Annotated in this window: 16 protein-coding genes; 9 read left to right on the top strand and 7 right to left on the bottom strand. The window is 58.3% G+C overall.

The genetic code is table 11. From position 1 onward, the window contains the following. The first annotated feature begins 1 nt into the window (after position 1). Positions 2–457, top strand: coding sequence for a molybdenum cofactor biosynthesis protein MoaE (locus CRP02_RS16730; protein ID WP_097171772.1), 456 nt, complete (start codon positions 2–4; stop codon positions 455–457). Between the two features lie 60 nt (positions 458–517). On the opposite strand, the gene CRP02_RS16725 is transcribed toward CRP02_RS16730, so the two are convergent. Continuing rightward, positions 518–1,414: a branched-chain amino acid ABC transporter permease gene (locus CRP02_RS16725; RefSeq protein ID WP_097171771.1), complete on the bottom strand. Its 897-nt coding sequence runs from the start codon at positions 1,412–1,414 to the stop codon at positions 518–520. Between the two features lie 59 nt (positions 1,415–1,473). On the opposite strand from CRP02_RS16725, the gene CRP02_RS16720 reads away from it, so the two are divergent. Continuing rightward, on the top strand, positions 1,474–2,025 hold the full coding sequence (locus tag CRP02_RS16720; protein WP_097171770.1) for a CGNR zinc finger domain-containing protein: 552 nt from the start codon (positions 1,474–1,476) through the stop codon (positions 2,023–2,025). Then, positions 2,022–2,534 (top strand): hypothetical protein, encoded by a 513-nt coding sequence (locus CRP02_RS16715; protein ID WP_097171769.1) that lies wholly within the window; start codon positions 2,022–2,024, stop codon positions 2,532–2,534. The genes CRP02_RS16720 and CRP02_RS16715 overlap by 4 nt, the downstream gene beginning before the upstream one ends. A gap of 179 nt (positions 2,535–2,713) precedes the next feature. Here the strand turns inward: CRP02_RS16715 and ndk are convergent, their stop codons facing one another. Next, positions 2,714–3,136, bottom strand: coding sequence for a nucleoside-diphosphate kinase (gene ndk / locus CRP02_RS16710; RefSeq protein WP_003502118.1), 423 nt, complete (start codon positions 3,134–3,136; stop codon positions 2,714–2,716). A gap of 103 nt (positions 3,137–3,239) precedes the next feature. Then, the gene (locus tag CRP02_RS16705) at positions 3,240–3,935 is read right to left on the bottom strand and encodes a glutathione S-transferase family protein (protein ID WP_097171768.1); all 696 of its coding nucleotides are present in this window, start codon (positions 3,933–3,935) and stop codon (positions 3,240–3,242) included. 255 nt (positions 3,936–4,190) lie between these two features. Between CRP02_RS16705 and CRP02_RS16700 the strand changes: the two genes are divergently transcribed. Together CRP02_RS16700 and abc-f are read left to right on the top strand one after the other, a co-directional pair. Further along, on the top strand, positions 4,191–5,237 hold the full coding sequence (locus tag CRP02_RS16700) for a GGDEF domain-containing protein (RefSeq protein ID WP_179784050.1): 1,047 nt from the start codon (positions 4,191–4,193) through the stop codon (positions 5,235–5,237). Between the two features lie 70 nt (positions 5,238–5,307). Next, positions 5,308–7,191: a ribosomal protection-like ABC-F family protein gene (gene abc-f / locus CRP02_RS16695; RefSeq protein WP_097171767.1), complete on the top strand. Its 1,884-nt coding sequence runs from the start codon at positions 5,308–5,310 to the stop codon at positions 7,189–7,191. A gap of 25 nt (positions 7,192–7,216) precedes the next feature. On the opposite strand, the gene CRP02_RS16690 is transcribed toward abc-f, so the two are convergent. Continuing rightward, entirely contained in the window at positions 7,217–9,154 is a 1,938-nt protein-coding gene (locus CRP02_RS16690) for a GGDEF domain-containing phosphodiesterase (RefSeq protein ID WP_097172817.1), read from the bottom strand. Positions 9,155–9,904: 750 nt separating this feature from the next. Between CRP02_RS16690 and CRP02_RS16685 the strand changes: the two genes are divergently transcribed. After that, complete coding sequence (locus CRP02_RS16685) at positions 9,905–10,831, top strand: Gfo/Idh/MocA family protein (RefSeq protein WP_097171766.1); 927 nt, start codon at positions 9,905–9,907, stop codon at positions 10,829–10,831. Between the two features lie 42 nt (positions 10,832–10,873). Here CRP02_RS16685 and CRP02_RS16680 read toward each other — a convergent pair whose 3' ends face one another. The 3 genes from CRP02_RS16680 to CRP02_RS16670 all read right to left on the bottom strand — a co-directional run bounded on the left by CRP02_RS16680 (position 10,874) and on the right by CRP02_RS16670 (position 14,028). Beyond that, the gene (locus CRP02_RS16680) at positions 10,874–11,902 is read right to left on the bottom strand and encodes a sensor domain-containing diguanylate cyclase (RefSeq protein ID WP_097172816.1); all 1,029 of its coding nucleotides are present in this window, start codon (positions 11,900–11,902) and stop codon (positions 10,874–10,876) included. A gap of 157 nt (positions 11,903–12,059) precedes the next feature. Then, a complete protein-coding gene (locus CRP02_RS16675; protein ID WP_097171765.1) occupies positions 12,060–12,509 on the bottom strand; it encodes a DNA polymerase III subunit chi in 450 nt (149 codons plus the stop codon). Positions 12,510–12,534: 25 nt separating this feature from the next. Further along, complete coding sequence (locus CRP02_RS16670) at positions 12,535–14,028, bottom strand: leucyl aminopeptidase (protein WP_097171764.1); 1,494 nt, start codon at positions 14,026–14,028, stop codon at positions 12,535–12,537. Between the two features lie 313 nt (positions 14,029–14,341). Here CRP02_RS16670 and CRP02_RS16665 point away from each other — a divergent pair, with 313 nt between their 5' ends. From CRP02_RS16665 to CRP02_RS16655, 3 genes are read left to right on the top strand one after another with little or no spacing between them, the layout of a single operon-like run. Then, positions 14,342–15,511, top strand: coding sequence for an LptF/LptG family permease (locus tag CRP02_RS16665; protein ID WP_003512402.1), 1,170 nt, complete (start codon positions 14,342–14,344; stop codon positions 15,509–15,511). Continuing rightward, the gene (gene lptG / locus CRP02_RS16660; protein WP_097102138.1) at positions 15,508–16,596 is read left to right on the top strand and encodes an LPS export ABC transporter permease LptG; all 1,089 of its coding nucleotides are present in this window, start codon (positions 15,508–15,510) and stop codon (positions 16,594–16,596) included. Before CRP02_RS16665 ends, lptG begins: the two co-directional genes overlap by 4 nt. Continuing rightward, entirely contained in the window at positions 16,596–18,977 is a 2,382-nt protein-coding gene (locus CRP02_RS16655; RefSeq protein ID WP_097102136.1) for an LPS-assembly protein LptD, read from the top strand. The genes lptG and CRP02_RS16655 overlap by 1 nt, the downstream gene beginning before the upstream one ends. Positions 18,978–19,254 lie beyond the last annotated feature (277 nt).

Raw genomic sequence — 19,254 nt, 5'->3', positions numbered from 1 at the left:
GATGCAGCCGACGGTCCGCGTGCAGGCACAGGATTTCGACGCTGCGGAAGAAACCCGCAGGCTGACGGAAGGCGACAAGAGCATCGGCGCGGTGGTGGCCTTCACCGGGCTTTGTCGCGATGATGGCGGTACGCTCGCGGCGCTGGAACTCGAGCATTATCCCGGCATGGCCGAAGCGGAAATGACCCGCATCGCGCAACTCGCCATCGAACGCTTCGAACTTCTTGGCCTCACCGCCATCCATCGCCATGGCAAGATCGCCACCGGCGAGAATATCGTCCTCGTCATTGCCGCTTCCCGGCACCGGCAGGCCGCCTTCGACGGCGCAAATTTCGTGATGGACTACCTCAAGACGTCCGCCCCGTTCTGGAAAAAGGAACATGGCAAGGATGGCATGACGGGTGACTGGGTTGCCGCAAAGACGACCGACGACACGGCCAAGGACAAATGGCGGTAACGCTTTGTGTTTTCCCGCATTTCCGCACGAAAACCGGACGCCACCCCTCCTGGAAATGCTCTAGGGCGCTTCCACCCTGCTGCGCATGACGATCAGCCAGCCCACCAGAAGCGCCAGAACCGCCGCATCCCGCCAGATAACCGGGCCGTAACCGACCCATAGCGTTTCCGCGAACCCGACGGCAGCAGCCCCGAGCGCGCAGACGAGCGGGCTTGCATAACCGCCCGCTGCCGAAATCAGCACGACCTTCAGGCCGAACACCAGACCGGCACCGAAATCCATGGTGCCGTAATAAAACGTGGCGAGGACGCCGGCGATGGCGGCAAGCAGACCCGCTGCACAGTAAGACAGCAGGAACACCCTGCCTGCATTTACCCCGCACAGTGACGCGGCGAAAGCATCGTCCGACACCGCCTTCCAGCGTCTGCCAAAGCCGGAACGCTGGAGGTAGAAAGTGCCTGCGAGAACGAGCAGGCAGAAGACAGCCGTGTTCAGCATCTGCATCGACGTCAGGGTGACGGCGAAGCTTCCATCGGCCCAGAATCGCACCGGTTCGGACAAAAGCGGCGGCAGCCACAACTGCCGCGTGCCGGCGGCAAGTCTGGCACTTTCGGTGAGCGCAATCAGCACGCCAATGGAGGCGACCGTCACCGCATTGGGGGAGGCTTTCGCCAGGGGCCGCATCACCGCCCTGCCGATGAAAGCCGCCGCCCACAGACCGCCGAAAAGACCGGCCCCTGCCCCAAGCGCGAGTGTTGCAGGCAAGATCAGCCACAGCCGGTTCCAGCCGAAATCGGCAAACAGCAGGCAGGTCTGACCGGCGAAAGCGAAAATCGCGCCATAGGTGACATCGGCCCGTTTCGTGACCGAGAAGGCGACGGCGTAGCCGAAGGCCAGAACCGCATAAAGCGAGGCGACCGGCACGGCATTCAGCAATTGTTGCAGGAAATAAGCCAATCCGTTCTCCCCATCGCATTATAACTGTTAAAATCCATTTTGATAGTTATAATGTCGCCATGACATTTCGCTGGACAGAACATCGTTTCGCAGGCGGCGCGTTGGCCCTCGATGTCGCCAATAGCGTCATCCTGCGCGCCGACGCGGCAAAATCAGTCGACCGTTTCGCCACGCCTGAGCAGATTGCCACCTTTGCCGAGGCGTCGACCCGGCTCGGAGCGGAGCGCGACAGGTTTCCCGCCCTCATCGCACCCGAAGCGGACATGAGGCAGGTATTTCTCGATCTTCGCGAGGCGATCGACGATTATTTCCGCTCGTCGATGACGAGCGGCGGCGATGACGACGGGCGGCTTGCCGGGCTTCTCTTCGCATGTGGCACGGCACTACGGTCGTTTCCCCTGCGAGAGAGCCTTGCCAATGCGACCGCCCATTCAGCTCTGTCGCTGCTTGCGGCGGAGACGCGGAAGCGGCTGCGGATTTGCGGCAATTGTGGTTGGCTTTTCATCGACCGCAGCAAGAACAGAAGCCGCATCTGGTGCGACATGACGGTGTGCGGCAACCGGCAGAAAGCCAGCCGGCACTATCACCGCAAGAAGGAGGCGCAGGCATGAGAGGAATAACCATTCCATTGCTTGCGATCACGGCGGTGCTCGGTCTTTCCGGCTGTCAGCGGGACGAGCCACGCGATGTCGCGAAGGTTTCCGGCCGCATGTTCGTCTTCAACTACCGTGTGGCGATTGCCACCTATCTCGTGACCTTGCAGCGCATCGCCCCCATCCGCGACGGCAGCACGCTGGAGGCGACCTTCGAAAATCCCCGCGGCGGCGCCGAGCTGACGACCAGGGAGAAGATTTTCCCGGCAGATGAAAAGATCGCCGTTCAAAGCCCACCGGTCGAATGCGTCAAGCAGGACCGCCCCTACAAGGTCACGATCCGCATCAAAGGGCCGGAAGGCGATGTACTGCAGACGATAGAGACCACCATCCGCTCCGACACCGACCAATCGCTCCTTCCCGCCAAACCGCTCACGGTCGGCCCGCTCTACACGCCCAACCCGGACGTGTTCAAAGCGGACGGCACGACGGATATGCGGCCTGTCGAGGGGTGTCCGGCGTCGTGAAGACCTCCCCTCATACCTGTGCTCGTCACAGGACTGAGGTCCGTGTGGATGGCTTCGGTGTAAACTTTTATCGGCAACAAAACAAAAAAAACGGAGCCTTTCGGCTCCGTTTCATCGAGTCTTTTCAGCGGCTTCATGCCATCGCCTGAGAGGGCGATTCAAGCCGTTGATATTTTGAATCAGCCGACGATTTCGGTTTCGGCGAACCAGTAGGCGATTTCCTGTGCGGCGGTTTCCGGAGCGTCCGAACCGTGAACAGAGTTTTCGCCGATGGAAAGCGCGAAGCTCTTGCGGATGGTGCCTTCAGCAGCCTGGGCCGGGTTGGTTGCGCCCATGATTTCGCGGTTCTTGAGGATAGCGTTTTCGCCTTCCAGAACCTGAACGATGGTCGGGCCGGATGTCATGCCTTCAACGAGTTCGCCGAAGAAGGGACGCTCTTTGTGAACGGCGTAGAAGCCTTCGGCTTCGCGCTTGCTCATCCAGACGCGCTTGGAGGCGACGATGCGCAGACCGTTGTCTTCAAATACCTTGGTGATCGCGCCAGTCAGGTTACGCTTGGTTGCGTCCGGCTTGATCATCGAAAATGTGCGTTCAATCGCCATGTGTCCGTTTCCTTTTCCTATAGAGAAAGTGGGCGGTCTTTACCCGCCCAAAGGCCCGAAAACAAGGGGGATCAACCACATTGCGACGATGGCTGCAGACATTTCACGCCGCTGTCACACTGCGGCCTCTGGCGTCGTGGAGGTCGAGGCATCCTTCGAACCAGTCACGGACGGGGTCGTTTTCCGAAAACAGATCCGCTCCGGCGGTGATCCTTGCCCATTGCAGCGCACCGAAAACGATGTAATCCGCAAACAGCGGCGATGAGCCGCCGATGAAAGGCTGGAAGCCCAGCATGCGGCGGATCGGCGTCAGCAATGCCGGAAAGGCGGCAATTTCGGCCTGGCGGTTCGCCACCACATCCTCAAGCGGGCGGCCGAGCGCCTTTGTCCTGCTGTCGCGGAAATAATTCCGGTCCGGTTCGTTCAGCATGTCGTGAATATCGAGAACAGCGATACGGACGATGGCCGGGTGCAGCACCGTCTGCGACCAGCTTTCAACGAAACGCGCCATGGCCTTGCCGCCTTCCCCGTTAAACAGCGACGGCCGCTCCGGATAGGCCTCATCCAGATAAAGGGCGATCTCGAAACTGTCGCTCACCAGATGATCGCCGTCACGAAGGATCGGCACGGTCTTCGAAAAACCGTCCTCCACGGTGGGAATAACCGTGAATGGCAGGGGGCGCTCTTCGAAATCCAGCCCCTTATGCGCCAGCGAAAGCACGGTTTTCCAGCAATGGGGAGAAAACGGCCGTGAGCTATCGCTTCCGCAAAGTGAATATAAGGTTCTGGAGGTCGTCATAGGCTGCACCCTCTTCTGCTACATCGATGATGAGATATAAAAACGACCACCGCGTGAAATCAAATCAGGATTTGTCATACTACTGATCAAAAAACGCTTCCGGCGCGTAACCGTCCCTTCCACGGGAATTTGGGTCTCGCGGCGATGAAAACCTCACCAGGTTTAGCCTATTTAAACCGTTGCTTGTAAGAATAATCGTGTTCAACAATCGGTTATCGCCGGTGCATTCATAATCTATTGGTATTGGGGCTGTCAGTGACGTCAACAGCGGGCGATAAAAAACGCGAACAGGCAAGGAACGGTCTCGTCTTTACGAAAATCGCTCAGTTCATCGACAAGATGAATATTGCGCCGCTGCCGCGAAACTACGAACTGATTTACGAAATATTGTCGGGGCACAACCCGGCGATGGGACGCGATATTCTCGCCCTTGGCAACGCGCCGCAACAGCATGAAATCGATATTGTCGGCCAGAGACACAATCTGCCGGGTTTTTCGAAGATCGAGGCCGAGCAGATGGCAGCGACGGCTTTTGAAACGCTGAAGCAGATTTCCGCGCGGCTGGAAGCCGGCCTGCAACGCACCGAAACATTCATTTCCAGTCTTTCCGGGCAAGATCACTCCGAGCTGCCTGCAACGGAGCGGCTTGCGCAATTGATCGGCGATATTCACGAGGAACAAACGAGCCTCCGGCATTTCGTTTCCATGGGGCTGATGAAAATCCGCGAGGTTGAGAAAAGCCGGACCGATCTTCAGGCGAACTCCCTGCGTGATGCCTTGACGGCGCTTCCCAACCGGGCGGCTTTCCTCGAGAAGCTCGGCGACCTGTTTTCGGGCGATCAAGGAGCATCCGCCACATCGCTTGTGCTGCTCAACATCGACCATTTCCGCGAAATCAACGGCAAATACGGCCCCACCGCTGGCAACAAGGCGCTGCGCCGGCTGGCAGCGCTTTTCCGCAAGACGATCAAGAAGGACGATTTCGTTGCCCGCATCGGCGGAAACGAGTTCGCTTTTCTGTTTGCTGGCGTCTCGCAAAATACAGCTGAAGCAATTGCAGAGCGGTTGCGGCAGAACGTCGAGGCGCTGCGTTTCGTCACCAGTGAGGGCGACGGCGAGCATCTGACCGTCTCGATCGGCGTTGCGGCAGTGGACTGCACCACGACATCAGCCGAATTTTTCAGCCATGCCGAGCTCGCCCTGCTATCCGCACGCTGCGGCACGCGCAATTGCGTCATAGGCTACTCCCGGGACGTGGCTCAACACAGCCGCAGCAGCTATCTGGCACAGCTCGGCTGTTGAAGCTGCATATCTGATCTGGTGTGGCGCGCGCGCTCTTGCCTTGGCCACGCAGTTCGGCCAAAACGGCGCCATGATTACGATTACCGATCTCTCCGCCCGCATCGCCGGCCGCCTGCTTCTCGACCACGCCAGCGTGACGCTTCCGGCTGGCGTGAAAGTGGGCCTCGTTGGCCGCAACGGCGCCGGCAAATCCACTCTTTTCCGGGTCATCACCGGTGACTTTTCAGCGGAAAGCGGTTCGGTAACGATCCCGAAACTGGCGCGCATCGGCCAGGTTGCGCAGGAAGCGCCGGGAACGGAAGAATCGCTGATTTCCATCGTGCTTTCCGCCGACAAGGAGCGCAGCGCGCTGCTGGCCGAGGCGGAAACCGCAACAGACCCGCACCGGATCGCCGAAATCCAGGTGCGGTTGGTCGATATCGACGCGCATTCGGCCGAAGCCCGCGCGTCCAGCATTCTTGCCGGTCTTGGCTTCGATCACGAGGCGCAGCTTCGCCCCGCCTCCTCCTTCTCCGGCGGCTGGCGCATGCGCGTGGCGCTGGCATCCGTGCTGTTTGCCGAACCCGACCTCTTGCTGCTCGACGAGCCGACCAACTATCTCGACCTTGAAGGCACGCTCTGGCTGGAAGACTATATCCGGCGTTACCCACATACCGTCATCATCATCAGCCACGACCGCGATCTCCTGAACAATGCCGTCAATTCCATCGTGCATCTGGACCAGAAGAAACTGACCTTCTATCGCGGCGGTTACGACCAGTTCGAGCGCCAGAAAGCCGAAGCAGACGAATTGCAGATGAAGGCGAAGGTGAAAAACGACGCCGCGCGCAAACATCTGCAAAGCTTCATCGACCGTTTTCGCGCCAAGGCCACCAAGGCGCGTCAGGCGCAGAGCCGTATCAAGGCGCTGGAGCGCATGGGCACCGTCGCCGCCGTGATCGAGGACCACGTCCAGCCGATTACGTTCCCGGAGCCGGAAAAACAGCCCGCCTCACCTATCGTCGCCATCAATGGCGGTGCCGTGGGCTACGAGCCGGGCAAATCCATTCTGAAGCAGCTCAATCTCCGGATCGACAATGACGACCGCATCGCGCTGCTCGGTTCCAACGGCAACGGCAAATCGACCTTTGCGAAATTCATCTCCGGCAGGCTTGCGCCGCAGGCGGGCGATCTTCGCATCGCCCCCGGCCTGAAGATCGGTTTCTTTGCGCAGCATCAGCTGGACGATCTCGTGCCGGACCAGACACCGGTCGAACATGTGCGCAAGCTGATGCCGCTGGCGTCCGAAGCGCAGGTGCGGGCACGGGTGGCGCAGATGGGCCTTGCGACGGAGAAGATGGCGACGGCGGCGAAAGACCTGTCCGGCGGTGAAAAGGCCCGGCTGCTGATGGGACTTGCGGCCTTCCATGCGCCAAATCTGCTCATCCTCGACGAACCGACCAACCATCTCGACATCGACAGTCGCCGGGCGCTGATCGAGGCGCTGAACGACTATAACGGCGCCGTCATCCTCATCTCGCACGACCGGCATCTCATCGAGGCAACTGTCGACCGCCTGTGGCTGGTGGCCGATGGCACGGTGAAGACGTTCGAAGGTGACATGGAGGAATATCGCGACCTCGTCGTCTCTTCCGGAAAAAAGAAGGAAGAGAAGACAGAAGCCGCCGCCGACCAGACATCGAAAGCCGACCAGCGCAAGGCCAACGCCGAAAAACGCGCCCAGCTTGCGCCGCTGAAGAAAAAGATCAATGAAATCGAATCTTTGACGGCGAAGCTTGAGAAAATGATTCAGGCGCTCGACAAGGAACTGGCGGACCCGGCCTTGTACGAAAAGGCACCTGCCAAGGCCGCGCAGAAAGTCAAAGAGCGTGGCGAAGCCGCGAGCAAGCTTTCGGACGCCGAGGAGCAGTGGCTGATGCTTTCAAGCGAATATGAGGATGCGATGGCGCAGTGATGCGTCATGATGCTCGTGCGAAAAGCTAAGCGCATTCCCTGCGAGGCTGCAGCCGCTCGAGCGGCACGGCGGGCGAATAAAGATAGCCCTGACCGAAACGGATTCCCATCTGCATGAGCAGCCTGCTCTGCTCTTCCGTTTCTATACCTTCCGTCACCAGCGTGGCGCCGTAACGTTCGGCGCTTTCGAAGGCGAGCGCGATGGCCTCCCTGAACCGCGACTGTTCAAGCCGGGACGTCATCCAGTGATCGATCTTGACCTCCTCGAAGGGGAACCTCGCAAGCAGGGTGAGTGCCGCATAACCGGTGCCAAAATCATCGAGCGCCAGCCGCACGCCCGCTTCGCTCAGCCTGTCGAAATTCTGCTGCACGATGTCGATAGCCGGTATCCTGCTCATCTCCGTCACCTCGATCGACAGACGGTGCGCCGGGACCCCCATCTCGTTCAAAAAGGCCACAACCCGCTCTCCGAAGCCCGCAGTGGCAAAAGACGATGCGGAAATGTTCACCGCCAGATGAAAGTCCGGGTCGAGGCCCCGCAGATCGATGAGATCGCGGACGACGGCTTCGATCGTCGACCATTCAAACTCCACCAGCAGCCGGTGACGCTCGGCAATCTCCAGCACATAATAGGGCGAAAGCGGCTGTCCGCGCGCATCCACAGCCCGTAAAAGAGCCTCCGCGCCAATCATGCGGCGATTGTACATTTCGAATTTCGGCTGATAAAATATCGGCGGCTTGCCGGATCTGATCCAGTTGACCAGCATCTGGCGCACCCCCTCGTCCCGCGTGGCCTTATCGGCAAAGGAGAAGGGGAATATCTGCACCGGATTTTCGCTTCCCCTCAGCGCAAGACTAAGCTGCCGGAGGAAGGAAGCCACGTTCTGCCGGGAAAGCTTATCCAGATTAGCAGCACCTATTTTCAGATGCGGCACCGGCTCGGCGTCTGCAGACCGTGAAAATGTACTTAGCCCGTCATGGAGGCGCATCATCAGCCTTGTGCTTTCCGACTTCTCGAGCGAAATCCCCGCAATGACGACTGCAAGGGTGGTATCGCCGAACATGAAGCTACGCGGTGCATTGGAGCTCGACAGGAGGCCGTTGTCGGTGTTGCAGATTTCCTGTGCCAGCCTCGGCCAGAAAAGATCGCCCCAATCCTCGCCCTGGCAGGCGGCGACATCGGCGATATTGACGATTTCTATGAGAAGGAGAGCGTGCGGAACGGCCGGCTCCTGCCGCATTACGGCTTCGATATGGTCTTTGAGGGCGCGCCTGTTGGGCAGGCCCGTCAACGAATCCGTCCGCGCCGCAGCATCGCGTTTTCTTGCCTCCTCACGCGCCCGCGCCTCGCTGCGCAGCAACAAAAACAGACAGGCGATCATCGGCAGCCCGACCAACGAGCCGAAGATGCGACGTCCGACGTTACTGAGAAAAACCTCCTGATTTATCATGCTGAGACTGTAGGTCACGCAAACAGCGAACAACGCCGCGAAAATCCTGACCGCAAATACGCCGAAGACCTCGCGGGCGCCGAGTTCAGTAAGACTGCGATTGCGCATCCAGCCATACATCAGCATCCCGAAAGCCGAGATGATGCTCATATCCAGAAATGCAGCCCCAAAGAGTGCCGGACCACCGAACAAAAGCCGCCCGGCGGAGACGAGCGCCAGACTGATCAAACCGCCTTGCCAGGACCCCAACACGCCAGCCAGGAACAGCAGGTCAGAGCGGATATAGGGCTTGGAAGGCAGCTTGATGAACTCGGATACCAGCAGCGTCAGCAAAAAACCGGTAACTCCGAAGATGATGCCGTAGTAGATTTTATAACGAGCGTCATCGAGAGCGATGTTTCGCTGCAGAAGGATCAGCACTGACACCATGCCGACAAGGGCCGCAGCCTGGAGCAGCAGGAACGGCAACTCGGCGGCTGACGCGGCCGCTTGGGCGGCGATCAATTCCATCATCTCTGCATGTCCCCCGGTCATTACTTATTCTGTCGCCGTGATTCCGGCGTTTGACCTTCACAAATCCCGCGTTTACGCAGGAAAATCAGTACATATAGCCAATCGCTCCACACGACCTGTCGCTCCATCGCGGGCTGCCCTCGGGCGAAATCACCGGACAGGAGCCAGCAGCGAGTGACTGATAAGTCACGAGTTCGGGTACCTCCTCACCGCCGGCGTCGGACAATGCCGAGCAGGAAAATCAAGCAACGGAGCGAAGCGCCAACCAACAACCGGACGAAAAAACCAACGAGATAGTCTACCGCACGAATTTTACGTCGACCTTAAAGAACGGAGTGTAGATAACGATGCAAGAATTACGCTGTATGTATTTATTTGACAATTGCCTTCGCTGAAATCCTGACAAAATCCATATAAAGATGTATTTTCAATTTTAATTATCATACTTTTAATACTGAAATTTAAATTGATTTACATGTAAAATATACATTAATATTTCGGAACGTAACTTCAAGTTCGAATCTTAAAGGCATTAAGTTATAAAAATCAATACTTTTAAATTTGAAAGAATATTTTCACATTTCAAATATTAGGCAACATAAAATATGCATACCGATTTTTGCCATACCCTTACGCACGGAAAAAAGACGAGACCTGCAAGGACGATCGCCTTGCTCCTTTGAGCGTTTCTGTTAAAAAACTCGTAAAGTCACACTTTATCCCACGCATCATACAAATGGGTTCCACTTCATGTCAGCCACCAAGCTTGCCATCGTCGGCGTCGGCAAAATCGTTCGCGACCAGCACCTTCCCGCCATCGCAGGCAATCCGGATTTTGAATTGATCTGCACGGCCAGCCGCCACGGTACCGTGGATGGCGTCGCTTCTTACGGCACCATCGAGACCATGCTCGAGGCCGTCGAGGATATCGAGGCCGTATCGCTCTGCATGCCGCCGCAGTACCGTTACGAGGCTGCTTATGCGGCGCTGAATGCCGGCAAGCACGTTTTCCTCGAAAAGCCGCCGGGCGCAACGCTTTCGGAAGTTCAGGATCTCGTTCGCCTTGCGGATTCGAAGGGTCTTTCGCTATTTGCAAGCTGGCACTCGCGTTATGCGCCGGGCGTTGAAGCTGCAAAGGCGTTTCTGGCCTCGACAAAAATCGACAGCGTGCATGTCATCTGGAAAGAGGATGTGCGCCACTGGCACCCCAACCAGGCATGGATCTGGCAGGCGGGCGGTCTCGGTGTGTTCGATCCCGGCATCAACGCGCTGTCGATCATCACCCACATCCTGCCCCGCGCGCTGTTCCTGACCAAGGCAACGCTTGAGTTCCCGGAAAACCGCGACGCGCCCATCGCTGCCGAGCTGCATTTTTCCGACGTGACGAAAATGCCCGTGCGCGCCGAGTTCGACTGGCGCCAGACCGGCAAGCAGAGCTGGGATATCATTGCCGAAACGGCGGCCGGGCAGATGGTGCTTTCGGAAGGCGGCGCGAAGCTCTCCATCAATGGCGAGCAGGCAGTGTCGGAACCCGAGCGGGAATATCCGGCGCTCTACGAGCGTTTTGCGGAAATCATCAAGGCCGGACGCTCTGATGTCGATCTTGCGCCGTTGACCCATGTGGCCGATGCCTTCCTGCTCGGCCGTCACAAATTCGTGGATTCTTTCTACGACTGAGAAGTCGAAAGGCTTTTGGAAGCCTTCCGGAAGACAGGTGCATCAAAGGGCGCGGCTGACGAAACGGTCGCGCCCTGACTTTTTTGCCTGATACAGTGCCTCGTCTACGCTGCGCAAAAGCGTGGCGCGGTCAGCACCGGCCTGAGGGGCGATGGCGCCGCCAATGCTGAGACGCGCACCGACCGCCTGCCCGTCAACATCAAAGGGTTCACGGAAGGCCGCCAGAAGCCGGTCTGCCAGTCCGTTCATCACCTCAGACCTGCTGGGACGGGGTATGAAAATGGCGAATTCGTCGCCCCCCATGCGCACCACCGTATCTTCGCTGCGGATCGAATTACGAATGCGGTCGGCGGCGGCGGTGAGCACCCGGTCACCCGCCGGGTGGCCGAACGTGTCATTGATCGCCTTGAAACCGTCCAGATCGAGATAGAGCACGCCGAAGGCCTCGTTCTCACGCAGGGCCGCGCCGAGCTGGCCATCGACAATCGCCTCCAGCGCCTTGCGATTGTAAAAGCCGGTCAACGGATCAGTCATCACCGCATCCCGCAATTCACGCTCCGCCAGACTCATTGTGAAGTTGGCCTTCTGTAGACGCAGGAGTGCGGCCGCCAGCAGCGCGAAGTGCTTCAGATTGTCAATTTCGCTGTGAGAGAATTTTCTCGGCACCGTATCGACAAGGCAAAAGGCGCCGACCACAAGACCCGGTTCCAGCTCAATCGGCGCGCCGGCATAGGAACGCAATCCGGGACCGCCTTTCACATAAGACATGAAGCGGAAATCCGGATGCTGGGTCAGATCGGAAATGACCACGACATCCTGCCTGGCAATTACTCGGTTGCAGATCGACAGATCGCGCGGGCATTCCGAAAGTTGCATTCCCGCCTGTTCGGCAATATGGAGCCAGTCCTCATCGACGATATGGACGGCCGCACGCGGGACGTCAAAGACGCCCTGCCCCAATCGAGACAGCACTTCCAGTTCCGGCATCTCGGCATTCTTGACGGACATGATTGACCGCACCGCGACAAGACGCTCTATTTCCCCGTCGGGCCGTGAAATCGCCTGTCCCATGATGATGTCCTTCTGCTGTTTCGTCTGTGGCAGCCGCCACCTTCCGTCACCTGTCGGCCGGATCAGACAGCTATGTCCGATTCGGCTCATAATGCGAAAACCGACAGGCGGCGCCACATGCGAATTTTTGCCAGTCTTTTTGTGTGGGGAGCTGTGATCAGGCCTTCTTCTGCCAGCGGCCTTCCGGCGATTGCTGCCAATAGGTCAGCGCATGACCTTCGGTCTTCAGCCTTTTCCAGTGATTCCGCGCCATTTCCAGCTGGTAGGCATCGTATCCGTCGAACATGAACACTATCCGCTCATAGCCCTCCACCGCTGGCGGTTCGGCACCGTCGACCAGAAAGCGGACACTCGCCTCGTTACCGTTCGCATCCGACGCCGTCAAAAGAATCGGCTGGTTTTGCGGCGAGGCAGAGGTATCCGTTGCGTGCGGCAGAAAACTGTCGTCACGAAAGGTCCACAGATGCGTGTCGAGGAAATCGCGGCGCTCCTCGTCCACCGTCTGGATCGCGACCTTCCAGCCGCGTTCCAGCGATTTTTCGAGCAAGGGCGGCAATGCATCCTCCAGCTTGGATTCCGTCAGATGGTAGAACAGGATTTCAGTCATCTGCGGACTTGCAGCTCCGGTCGCATCAATCTTCGTAGTGGGCGCGAACGAGTTCGTTCAGCAGCCGCACACCGTAGCCGGATCCCCAGGACTGGTTGATCTCGGTCATCGGCGAACCCATGGCGGTGCCGGCGATATCGAGATGCGCCCAGGGTGTTTCGCCCACGAAACGCTTGAGGAACTGAGCGGCGGTGACCGAGCCCGCCAGACGGCCGGAGCTGTTCTTCATGTCGGCGAATTTGGAATCAATAATCTTGTCGTAATCCTTGCCGAGCGGCATGCGCCACAGCTTCTCCGCCGTAACATCGCCCGCCTGCGAAAGACGTGCAGCCAACTCGTCGTCATTCGAGAAAAGGCCAGCCTGAAGATTGCCGAGAGCAACCGTGATCGCTCCCGTCAAGGTGGCGAGGTTGATCATGAATTTCGGGCTGAAACGCTCCTTGGTGTACCAGAGTGCATCAGCCAGAACCAGCCGGCCTTCGGCGTCGGTATTGATGATCTCGATTGTCTGGCCGGACATGGAGGTGACGATATCGCCGGGACGCTGGGCGTTACCATCAGGCATGTTCTCCACCAGACCGATGACGCCGATCACATTGGCTTTCGCCTTGCGGGCCGCAAGCGTGTGCATGAGGCCGGTCACGGCGGCAGCGCCACCCATGTCGCCCTTCATGTCTTCCATGTTAAGGCCGGGCTTCAGCGAGATACCGCCGGTATCGAACACGACGCCCTTGCCGACGAAGGCGATAGGCTCGTCCTTCTTGGAGCCGCCGTTCCACTGCATGACCGCAAGCCGGGGCGGACGCGCCGAACCCTGCGCCACACCGAGAAGCGCGTTCATGCCAAGCTTCTTCAGCTCCTTCTCGCCGAGAATTTCGACCTCGACACCGAGCTTCTTCAACTCTTCGGCCTTTTCGGCGAACTCGACAGGACCGAGAACATTCGGCGGCAGGTTGACGAGATCACGCGCCAGGACAACGCCGCCCGCGACGGCATCCGACACGGCAAAGGCCTTTTCCGCCTCCTGATGGACTGCCGTCACGATGACGATTTCTACTTTCTTCGGCGACTTCTCATCATCGGATTTCTTCTTGGTCTTATAGGCATCGAAGCTATAGGCGCGCAGCAGCAGGCCAAGCGCAAAATCCGCAGCCGCCTGCGCACCGACATCGACGCCCGGGGCATCGAGATAGATGGCGACCTTGTCCGCCTTCCTGAAATTGGCGGCAGCAATGCCGCCGGCGCGCAGCCAGTCATGGGCGACAAGTTTCGCCGGCTTGCCGAGGCCAATGACGAGAAGCCGGTCGGCATTCGAGCCCTGCGGCGCAATCACGTCGAGTGTCGTCATGGACTTTGCGGAAAAGCCCGAGATCTTTGCCGCCCGTTCAAGCACGCCGCCCGGATCGGCTTCCGATGCGCCGGCAGCTGCCTGCGCCTCACCCGAGGCTTGCAGCACAACGGCAAGGGTATTTTCAAGCGAGGCGGAATTGGCGAAAGAAATATCGAATTTGGCGGACATGTTTTCCTGCTCTTCGTGGATAACTTGCGTGTGCGCCCGATCATGGCCTTTTCGGCCCCCGGCGCAACCCTGCATTTTTAAAGGCTCACATTCTTTAAAGGCCGACATTCGCTAAAGGAAAGGCATTTTTGTGGAATGGCCGATCGCGTCATGAAACCGACAGCTTGTTCCACAAAAAGACACAGGCGGTGGAAAAATCATCGTGCAAAACATATTTGTGAGCGTGCCGGAATAGCCAATTGCAAACGATGCGATTAGATAGGCGGAAATCCGGCGAGCGATCGCGCAGAAAAACAATGTCGACAAGGGCAGTATGAAGCTTCTCGAGAACTATATCCTGCGACGGACAACGCAGATGTTTCTGGTCGCGCTGCTGCCGGTGCTGGCCATCATCTGGACCATCCAGGTTCTCCAGAGAATCAACCTCGTCACCGATACCGGCCAGTCGATGGGTTCCTTCATGGCGCTGGCGACGATGATCCTGCCGACGCTGATCCCCGTCGTGTTGCCTTTCGCCCTCGTCATCGGCATCACCCAGACATTCACGGCGATGAACAACGATTCCGAGCTTGCCATCATCGATGCGGCAGGATCGTCGCGCTCTGTGATGTTTCGCCCGGTTATCATTCTGGCTGCCGTTCTAAGTGCGCTTTCCTTCACCATCACCAACTTCATCGAGCCGCCTGCCCGAAATTCGGCCAGGCAGATGGTGGCGGCTGCCTATGCCGACCTCCTCTCGTCGGTGATCGAGGAAAAGACCTTCCGCGCTGTTCAGGACGGCCTCTATGTGCAGATCGCCCAGCGTCAGGGCCGTATCCTCAAGGGCCTGTTCGTCGCCGACCGCCGCGATCCGAATTTCGATCTTATCTATTACGCCAAGGAAGGCATGATCGATGAAAGCGGCACGTCGCTGACGATGCGCGACGGCGAAGTCCAGCAGAAGACACCTGATGGCAAGGTCTCCATCGTCAAGTTCCTGTCCTATGCCTTCGACCTTTCGACCATGTCGGAAAAGCAGACTTCCGAACCGTCGCTTTCTCCGGGCGATGCGAGCCTCGGTTTCCTTCTCTCGCCAGACGAGAACAACGCGAGTTACAAGCGGTCTCCCGAAAGCTTCCGCAGTGAGCTGCACAAGCGCCTGTCGGACTGGATGTTCGCCTTCGCCTTCGCACTGATATCGCTGGTCATCGCCGCCGATGCGCGCTCGCATCGTGAAGCGCGGATGCATCCGATGGTCGCTGCGCTGGTGACGGCCTTCATGCTGCGCTGGCTCGGTTTTTACGTCACCAACCAGGTCAAGCAGAGCGCGGCTTTCATTCCGCTGGTCTATGCCGTGCCGGGTCTCAGCGGCGCCGCCGCCGCCTTTATTCTCATCACGGGCCGCAAGCCGAGAATGCCGAAGATCATCGCGGATACGGCCAGCCGTCTGCGCCGTCTTTTCTCCAGCCGGCTGGCGCGAAGCTCGGGGAGCGGCAACGCATGATTTTCAGCACCCTCGCCCGGTATTTCCTCAAACGGTATCTGATCACGGCCATCTGGTTCCTGCTCGGCGTATCGGCAATCATCTATCTTGCCGATTTCAGCGAAACGGCGCGGCGCATGTCCAGCGTGCCAGGCTATTCGGTTCCGGGCGCACTTGGCCTCACCGCGCTTCGTCTGCCGCTGATCTTGCAGCAGACTATTCCCTTCATCGCGCTCTTCGTCGGCATGACGACGCTGATCTCGCTCAACCGGCGTTACGAGCTCGTCGTCACGCGTGCGGCGGGCGTCTCCGCCTGGCAATTCATTCTTCCTTTTGTCCTTGGTGCGGTCTTTCTTGGAATCCTGTCCGTCCTCGTCCTCAATCCAATCGCTGCATGGGGCCAGAACCGCTCGCTGTCGATGGAGGCGGGCTGGCGTAACGAAGGCAGCGGCGGTCGCCAGCAGGACATCATTCCCTGGATGCGCCAGTCGAGTGGCGGCCAGGATACGATCATCGGCGCCAAGAGCTTCGAAGACAACGGAACCATGCTTCTCGATGTGGTTCTGATCCACCTCGACAAGGACGGAAACATTGTCTCCCGGCAGGACGCGAAGTCGGCAAAGTTGGAAGATGGTTACTGGCTTCTTAACGGCGTCGCGGAAACCCGCGCGGGACATGTGCCAGTTCGGCAAGAGAGCACGCGGATCAGTACCAATCTGAGACGGGAATTCGTTCAGGAACGCATGACACAGACGGAAACCGTTGCTTTATTTGATCTTTCTCACAAGATCGAAGTTGCAAAGTCTTTTGGACTGTCTTCGAAAGCGCTTGAGACGCAGTATCATTTCCTGCTATCGACGCCCCTGCTTCTGGTTGCGATGACCTTGATCGCCGCGACAGTTTCATTAAAGTTCAGCCGCTTCGCCCAGTCGCGCTCCGTGATTCTGGGTGGAATCGTTTCCGGCTTCGTGCTTTATGTAGTAACCGTGCTCGTAAGGGCATTCGGGAGTGGTGGCGTTGTCCCTCCCACCGTCGCGGTCTGGGTTCCAGTCATCGTGGCGTTGGCTTTGGGGGCAACCATTCTGCTTCATCAGGAGGACGGCTAGTGGCGGTATATGACCGCGGGAATATCAGGCGGCTTTGGACGGCCCTTCTGACAGGTGCCGCTGTGTGCGCATATTTGGCATCCAGCCCGGTCGCTTTCGGCCAGGGTGGCTTGCTTGCGCCCGGAAGCCAAGACGATTCGAAACTCCTGCTTACGGCAAATGAACTGACCTATAATCGCGATTCCCAGCGGGTCATCGCGAAGGGTGTGGTTCGCATGCATTATTCGGGCTACCGTATGGTGGCCCAGCAAGTGGAATATAATCAGCAGACGGGCCGCGTGATTGCGCATGGCAACATCGAGCTGATCGAGCCCGGCGGCAACAAGATCTATGCCGACGAGATGGATGTCACTGACGATTTCGGTCAGGGCTTCGTCAATGCGCTTCGCGTCGAGACCCCGGACAATACCCGCATCGCGGGTGAAAGTGCCGAACGGCTCGAAGGCGACCGCATGGTCCTCAATAACGGCGTCTATACCGCCTGTTTGCCCTGCGCCGAACGGCCCGAAAAGGCGCCGCTGTGGCAGGTCAAGGCTGAACGCGTCATTCAGGACGGCAAGACCCATACGATCCGGCTGGAAAAAGCCCGCTTGCAGCTTTTTGGCCATTCGATCGCCTATGTGCCGTTCCTGACGGTTCCGGACAATACGGTGAAGCGGAAGTCGGGTTTCCTGTTCCCGCAAATGAGCATTACCGACAACCTCGGTTTCGGCATCGGCGTGCCCTATTTTCAGGTTCTGTCCGACACCTCGGATGTGACCGTTACCCCGACCTATTACACGACGCAGGGTCTGCTTCTGCAGGCGGAACTGCGCCAGCGTTTCGAAACCGGCATGCACACCGTGACCGTCGCCGGCATCAGCCAGCTGAAGTCCGATACATTTACTGCCGGAACCAGTGACGCCCTCAACGACAATCGCGGCATGATTGCCAGCAAGGGTAACTTCTCCATCAATCCGCGCTGGGCGTTCGGTTGGGATGCCATGGTGCAGACCGACAACAACTTTTCGCGCACCTATGGGCTGAAGGGTTACAAGAACGACGTCCAGACCAATCAGATCTATTTGGCTGGCACAGGCGAGCGGAACAGTTTCGATGCCCGCGGCTATTATTTCAACGTTCAGGATACGGACAACAACGAGTCCAACGAACGCAAGCAGGCCATCGTTCATCCGGTTGTCGACTACCGTTATTTCGTACCGGATCCGATCTATGGCGGCGAACTTTCGCTGACCACCAACCTGACCAGCATCACCCGCCAGAAACAGGATGCCTACGCGCTTGGAGGCTATTCGCGGTTCAACGGGCTTGAAGGCAACTATACGCGTCTTTCCACCGAAGCCGAATGGAAGCGCACCTTCACGATGGATAGCGGCCTGCAGATCACGCCGATCCTTGCCGCCCGTGGCGATGCGCTATGGACGGATATGTCGGCGGCAAGCTTTACATCGGGTGGCACTTCCTATGCCTATCAGGGCATGATGCAGGACGATGCGGCGTTGCGCGGCATGGTAACCGGCGGTCTGGAAGTGCGTTACCCCTGGCTGTTCACGGCGCTTAACAGCAACCACGTGATCGAGCCGATTGCGCAGATTTTCGTGCGTCCGAACGAACAATATGCCGGCCGCTTCCCCAATGAAGATGCGCAGGCTTTCGTGTTCGACGCGACCAACCTGTTCGAACGTGACAAGTTCTCCGGTTTCGACCGGATCGAAGGCGGCACGCGCGCAAACATCGGCCTCCGCTACAACGGCACGTTTGACAATGGCTACGGCATTCGCGCCATTGCCGGCCAGTCTTTCCATCTGGCGGGCGACAATTCCTTCGCCTCTTACGATCTGCTCAATGTTGGTGCCAATTCCGGTCTCGAATCTGACCGGTCTGACTACGTCGCCATGGCAGCCTTCGATGCGCCGATCGGCCTATCGCTGTCGTCGAGCCTGCGCTTCGACAAGGACAATCTCGAGATCAACCGTTCCGAGACAGGCGTCAGCTATTCGGACCGCCGCCTCACCGGCAAGCTCAGCTATACGCAGGTCAAGGCGCAGCCGCAGTACGGCTACAATGAAGACCGCGATATCGTTCAGGCCTCCGGTACGCTGCGCATGGACGACAACTGGTCGCTGTTCGGCTCGATCAACTACGATCTGAACGGAAAATTTGCCGCCGAGCGCCGTATTGGCATTGCCTATCAGGATGAATGCACGATCTTGACGGTCAGCTACTCCGATGAGGGCAATATCACGTCCAGCCGGCAGGCCGCCAATGACTGGTCGATCAATGCCCGTCTGGCGTTCCGCACGCTCGGCGATGTCAGCATTGGCTCCGCAAACGAGGACTGGGCCGATATGGATATCGGCTGGAAACCGAACAATTACTGAGTTTAAAGGCAGGCCATACAGCATTGTGGCCTGCCTTTTTGCCATCCAGCCAGTAAAAGTCACGGTTTTGCCGCAACAACGCGCCAGGGTTCGTCCGGTATAGGACCATCGGGTTTCTTTCAACAAACCGACACATTGCCGTCTTGCAGATCGCGATGATATATACGTGGCAAATTCGCGGTGCGGATGCACAGGTGCAGATCTGAAAAGCCGGGGTAAGGAATATTCCCCATTGGCAGACAGAACAGATTGGCGGGACGGGGAAACAGAACCCCGC

It is taken from the genome of Rhizobium sp. AN5, from assembly GCF_900215255.1.
Taxonomy (GTDB): domain Bacteria; phylum Pseudomonadota; class Alphaproteobacteria; order Rhizobiales; family Rhizobiaceae; genus Agrobacterium; species Agrobacterium tumefaciens.
Note: the sequence above shows the minus strand (reverse complement) of the source record. Positions and strands in the feature narration are given on the sequence as shown.